A 6,416-nucleotide genomic window follows, 5' to 3' on the forward strand; every position below is an offset into this window, starting at 1 on the left:
ACTTATTAATATTGTTCTCTTTAATTAAATTATTATCATTATTTAAATTATTCATATTAGAAAAAAACGGTTTGTCTTTTATCTTAATATAAATAAAATAAGAAACAATCACAGCTATAAAAGTAAATACCATAGAATTAATATAAAAAAACGAATACTTCATTATTATAGTATTATAATCTGATACACTATATCCAGAATAAATTAATAAATAAAATGTACTTGTAATTGATTCTAACAATGTTGTTATAACTGCTATAATCAAAGCCGTACTAATATTAATATCAATTCCTTTTTTTGATGCTCTTTTCTTGAAAAAATAAATTATCAAAGAAGCCAATACAACAAACAATATATTAATCAATACATTAGCTGAATTTCTCAATGCATTCTGCAAAAAAACAAGTAATAAATTATCCAAATAAGGAAGAAGTTTTATTATGCTAAATACAAGTAAAAATAGATAGCTTGCAATTCCAATACCTATTGGATAAATAGGAGCATACAAAAAAGCAGGAAGTATAAAAAATATTTTTAATAAATTAAAACTCCTTAACAAAGGCACGAAAGAACATGCAATATAGAGTACAAAACATATAAAAGAAAGTATAATTTTATTTTTTTTACTATTCACAAACTCCTCCATATTATGCCTTTGCATCTGAAAAAAATGCTTTGTCTTTTATCTTAATATAAATAAAATAAGAAATCATTACGGCAATAAAAGTAACTATAACAGAAATAACATAAGTAATAATCTGCTGAATTATTAGATCATTACTAATAGGTATCTTATTTATTATAAAATTCAAAAAGAATGATGAAAAAGATAATCCGCTTATAACAAATCTTATAAATGCAATTATCAAAGCAGTTATTAAAGCCATATTTATATTAAAATTGGTACCTTTATTTTTAATATACTTCTTCATAAAATAAATAGTTAAGCAAGTTAATACAATACCAATCACATTCATAATAATACCCAAAGCACTTTGAAGCATAATATAAATCAAAGTTACAGGAGTAGAATCTAGTGTAGTAAAAAGCTTTATAATTTCAAACATTCTAAAAAACATATAATATAAAATTCCAATAACTATTGAATAAACAGGAGAATATAAAAATGCAGGAAGTATAAAAAATACGCTAAATATAGCAGCACAAGTTATTGCAATTATACCCAATACTTTTGAATTAAAAGGTATTAAATAAAATGATAAACTCAATGCTGTATAAAAGATTAAGCATAAAAAAGAAAATATAATTTTATTTTTAATATTTCCCATTAAAATAAACTCCAAAATATTAAAACATTATAGCACTGATTATTAAATTCATAACCAAACTATTATTATTATCAACACCGAAAGTTAATTGTAAAGGTGTTGTTCCGTAAAGATTATAACCTATTCCGCCTCCTACAACATACAATAAATTACCTTTATCAATACTCTCTTCAAAATATTTTCCATAACCAACATTTCCAAAAGCAACTAAGTATATATCATTAAAACCAGATGGAAGAAATCGCATAAAAAATTTATATTCAAAATGGACAAATGTAAGAAAATCCATATTTTTAAGATGTGTTTCCAAATTTGATAAAGGCATCATCATAAGAGAATATAAATACTTAAACCCTATAGAATATTTTTTCTCGCTTTTATCAAAATAAGCACTGTATCCTATATAAGGCATAATTCCAAGCTCTCCCCAATAATGAAAGAACGAATAAGGCATACTAGCTGAAACATTATAAGAATACTGCTTCTCATTAGGTATAATGCTAGCACCAACACCAGCATTGAATTTTAATTTATTAACTCCGTCATCAACAAATGTAGAACTTAAACCAATACTTTGATTTATCTTAAATATAGAACTTAATCTATAAACTTCTCTTTCAGAAGTTAACATTTTACCTATATTCATACCATAAGAAATACTAACATTATCAAAAGAATAACATAGTCTTAATTGTCCGTAATATTCTAAATCTTTATAATTGAATGTAGCAAATGGAGGTGTTATACCTTGCTTATAATTCAAATCTATAAAAAATCTTCTGTATCTGTATTCCATTCCAACATTAGCAAACATTCCGAATGATGATTCTGAACCATAATCAAAACTTACTCCTACACGGGGAACATATATAAAATGAGAATTCTTTTTATATGCATATCCGAAATCAACAGAAAATGGAAATCCAAAATAATTATAACTGTAATGAAAACCTGAATTTACAAAATCATTCTGAGCAAAAAGGAAACTTGATAATATAAAAAATAGTAATAACAATCTTTTCATATAATACAACACACCTACTATTTATCTTATACTATTATTATAACACAAGTATTATGTCTGTCAATATACTTTGTGTAAAATATTAAGAAATTCAACTCTTATATAAAAACAAATCATTTTATGAACTGTAAACTATCGGCTAACTAATTAAGTGTATTTATAAATAGTATATACTGAAAATTTTTAGGTCTGTCATTTTTTAGTCAACTTTTTCCCGCCGCACTCCAAGGGCGGACAGCGTCAAAGTTGCTGCCGACACCGCAGGTGGACTTCGTCGGCACGCTTCGCGAAAGTGCAAGTATAAAATTAGTACTAAATAATACTAAAATTGTCTTACATGTAATATAATTTATTAAATTAAAGCATAAATGTAGCCTTTCGCCGTAGGCGGGCTGTGCCTTATACCAATAAAAGAACTGGGGGTGTTGCGTAAGCACGCAGAGCGGTGGGGCTAGTCCCCCACAAATAATAAAAATAAAAAAATAATTTTTGACAAAGTATAGTTGTTTAGGTATATACTGAAATTTTTTAAGTTTATCAATTTTTTTGCTGTTATTTTGTCAAAGCATACAGAAAACTTGGAGCTAGTCAAAAAAATAATAATATAAAACTAATTTTTTAAAACATATTCAAATATTCTGCTTCTAAATAAATGATAATCTGCAATTATAGAAATAGTCCAATTAAATATTCCATTGAAAGACCAAATAAACCATAAATAATTATTATATTTACATGTGATTACATTTATAATAATCATTATCACAGAATAAATAACAACAGCAATAATAGAGTTTTTTAAATTAATTTTATATATATCATAACTATACTTTCTTATTTTTGGTTTTATATTATCAGAGAAATTCCAAAATGAATAAATCACTATATAAATAAATAATACCAAATAAAAATAAGGCATAGTAAGTTTATAGCCTATTTTAGTAGTTTCATTAAAAAAACTTAAATTATCTACAATCAAACCAAAAATAAAAGCTAAAAGAGCTGTAGAAAAAGATGATATTAAAGATGTTAATATTTTTATATATAAATTATGAACAACTTTTGCATCTTTGCTTATATCCTCAAAAACTTCATCAATATTACCAAGCTCATCTATAGATTTACTGCATGCTTCTTCATATTTCATTCCATTTTTAACATAATTCTGAACTTTAGAATTTAGCATATCTTTTATTTCATCTAACTGCTCGAGAACTTCTTTAGTATTAGGATATTTCTTTTTAATATTTTTATAAAACTCATTAATATTCATCATTATTTCCTATTAACATTTTTATCAGAATTTTTAAAAAACTTATAAAATAAAAACACAGTCAAAGGCCAAGATAAAAAGTATATAATAACAAATACAAACCAAATATGATGCGGGCTAAAAAACATATTAAATATAAATACTGCTGTAGATATAATAATAAAACCTATAATAGAATATTTTAAATTTATCTTATAATCATTATAAGTATATTCTACTGTTTCATATATATTACGCATATTAACAAATTGTATAACAGTACTTAATAAAATAGCGATTATTCCAGAAATAATAAAAAATATACTTGCTGCTAATGAATTATTTATATAAGAAAAAAATGATATATTGTTATTTTTTAAAGAAATAAAGCATAATAATAAACTTAAAGAAGACACAATAACAATATCAATAATACCAGCAAATAAATATAATTTGTATTTATTAACTATTTTTGCATCCTTTGATAATTCTTCAAGGAGCGAGTCTACATCTCCAAAAGATTTAAGAGCCTTTTCAAAAGCTTCTTCTTTAGAATCATTTACATATTCTTCGCTTTTCATATATAAATAATTTCTAAGTTCTTCAATTTGATCTCTAATTTTTTGAGTATTAGGGTATTTATTTTTTAATTCATTACAAAAATCATCTATCATAATATTTTACCATAACATTTTCTAAATCTATTCAATATCAAGAAGTTTATCTATTATCTTTTTAGTAAACAGCCATATTTCTCTTTCTTCCTGCAAAAACTTTTTACCTTCTTCAGTAATCTTATAATATTTTCTTCTTCCTCCCTGACTTTCATCTCCCCAATAACTTTCTATTAACTTTTTACCTTCAAGCCTTCTTATAGCACTGTATAAAGTTTGCCCGTTAATCTCATATTCTCCATTAGTTTTATCAGTAATTAATTTAGAAAGTTCATAACCGTAAGAATCATTATCTTTTAAAAAATGCAGAACAACAGCATCTATATGACCTCGTATTATATCGCTTTCTATATACATTAATATTAACCCTAAACTAATTATAATTTATTTTTTAAGGTAAGATAAATAAAGAATTTTGTCAATAACTAAAAAAATAATTTTTATTTATCAGCATATCTGAAAGTATTAACAGCAAGCATCAAAGCAATTATTAAACATACTAAAAGTACAGCTATACCAATAAAATATGCATGAAAATCAAAATAAAAAGCACCTCTAAAGGCATTCAAAAAATACTGAAAAATATTTAATTTGCTTAAAATTTTTACTATATTAGGAGCATTATATAAAGAATAATATCCGTCACTCAAAAACATAGAAGCCATTAAAATAATATTATATAGTATACTTGCCGTTTCATTATTTTTAACCAAACTAGAAACAAAGAAGCTTATAAATATATAAAGCAAAGAAGCCAATATAATTACAGGCAAAAATAAAAGTATAGAAGCAAAAGAAAATTCAACTTTAAAAAATAAAGCACATACAAAAAATACAGATAAACAGCTTATAATAGATATTATTACCCAAGCACATGATAAACTTATAATATATTTGTATAAAGGAAGAGGCGTTACTTTAAGAAGGTTATAAACTCCTCTCCTCCTCTGGCTGAGTACATTAAAACTTGTAGTCATAAAGGAATAAGCAAGCACACTCACACAGCTCATAGCAGTAAGTATATGCACAGTGTAGCTTTCCATTTTGAAAAAAAGTCCCAATGATATAACTATCACTAAAGGAAAGAATATAGACCAAAATATAAGAAAAGGATCTCTTATAGCTTTTTTCATTGTGAGTTTAAATATCGTTTTCATAATAATTTTTTAATATATTTGTATAAAATAATATCAACTTTTTTGCTGCACACGCTCTGCGGGCTTCGCCAAAGTTGCAAAAAGTGCAAGTATAAAATTAGTATTAAATCATACTAAAATTGTCTTACATGTAAAATAATTTATTAAATTTAAGCCAAATATAGCCTTTCGCGAAGCGTATCCGAGTTTATCGAGGATATAAGGTTCTTTGTGGCAATACCACAGGCACTCCCTGCGGTCGCAAAAGAAGTGGGGTGCTGCATAGCACACAGAGTGGTGGGCAAAGCCCTGCAAATATTTTAAATTAAAAAAATTATTTTTGACAAAATATAGTTGTTTATGTATATACTAAAATTAATAATTAGTAATATGCAGGTAAAGTTTCTCCAAACTGTCAAAATTATATTTATTTAAAAGTTCTTCTTTGCTGCCGCTTTCTAATATCTCCCCTTTATATAAAAATACTATTTTGCTCGCAAGATCCTCAACTTCCTCTAAATCATGAGAAGTAAAAAGTATAGTCTTATTATTTTTAGCAAGCTCTAATAACATATTTTTAACATTATACCTTTCTCTAGGATCCAAGCTTGCAGTAGGCTCATCAAATATAAGTAAGTCAGGATTTTGCATAGTAGCTATCATTATAGCAAGTTTTTTCTGCTCGCCTCCTGAAAGTTTTATAGCAAGAGTTTTAGGATTTAGTCCGTATTTTTTTGTTATGCTTTCTATTTCTTCATTACTCATCTTCATGTCATAAAGTGCTGAAAACATTAATATATTATCTCTTACACTGTAGCCCTCAAAAAACGGAGTGGATTGAAGCTGAACTCCTATATGTTTTTTATAATTATCTATATTTATTTTTAATTCGCCTTTATCAGCTTTTAATATTCCTAATAATATATTTATTAATGTTGTTTTGCCTGAACCATTAGGACCTACAAGTGCTATTATTTCACCTTTATTTATATCAAAATTGACATTTTTTAAAATAACATTATTATTAAATTTCTTTTCTAT

General features: G+C 25.4%; 8 protein-coding genes. All 8 read right to left on the bottom strand.

From position 1 onward, the window contains the following. On the bottom strand, positions 1-634 hold a 634-nt coding region (locus Q0J90_RS13530), incomplete at its 3' end, for an NADH:ubiquinone oxidoreductase (RefSeq protein WP_297278410.1). A gap of 13 nt (positions 635-647) precedes the next feature. After that, positions 648-1,289, bottom strand: a complete 642-nt coding sequence (locus Q0J90_RS13535) for an NADH:ubiquinone oxidoreductase (protein ID WP_297278411.1) — start codon at positions 1,287-1,289, stop codon at positions 648-650. A gap of 19 nt (positions 1,290-1,308) precedes the next feature. Beyond that, positions 1,309-2,313, bottom strand: a complete 1,005-nt coding sequence (locus Q0J90_RS13540; protein ID WP_297278412.1) for a hypothetical protein — start codon at positions 2,311-2,313, stop codon at positions 1,309-1,311. A 610-nt stretch (positions 2,314-2,923) separates the two neighbouring features. Beyond that, positions 2,924-3,586, bottom strand: a complete 663-nt coding sequence (locus Q0J90_RS13545) for a permease prefix domain 1-containing protein (RefSeq protein ID WP_297278413.1) — start codon at positions 3,584-3,586, stop codon at positions 2,924-2,926. Positions 3,587-3,588: 2 nt separating this feature from the next. Continuing rightward, positions 3,589-4,239, bottom strand: a complete 651-nt coding sequence (locus tag Q0J90_RS13550) for a permease prefix domain 1-containing protein (RefSeq protein ID WP_297278414.1) — start codon at positions 4,237-4,239, stop codon at positions 3,589-3,591. A 27-nt stretch (positions 4,240-4,266) separates the two neighbouring features. Next, the gene (locus Q0J90_RS13555) at positions 4,267-4,596 is read right to left on the bottom strand and encodes a PadR family transcriptional regulator (protein WP_014488735.1); all 330 of its coding nucleotides are present in this window, start codon (positions 4,594-4,596) and stop codon (positions 4,267-4,269) included. 83 nt (positions 4,597-4,679) lie between these two features. Beyond that, positions 4,680-5,396: an ABC transporter permease gene (locus tag Q0J90_RS13560; RefSeq protein WP_297278415.1), complete on the bottom strand. Its 717-nt coding sequence runs from the start codon at positions 5,394-5,396 to the stop codon at positions 4,680-4,682. A 354-nt stretch (positions 5,397-5,750) separates the two neighbouring features. Continuing rightward, a partial coding sequence (locus tag Q0J90_RS13565; protein WP_297278416.1) for an ABC transporter ATP-binding protein occupies positions 5,751-6,416 on the bottom strand: 666 nt, incomplete at its 5' end.

This window comes from uncultured Brachyspira sp. (assembly GCF_944390595.1).
GTDB lineage: Bacteria > Spirochaetota > Brachyspiria > Brachyspirales > Brachyspiraceae > Brachyspira.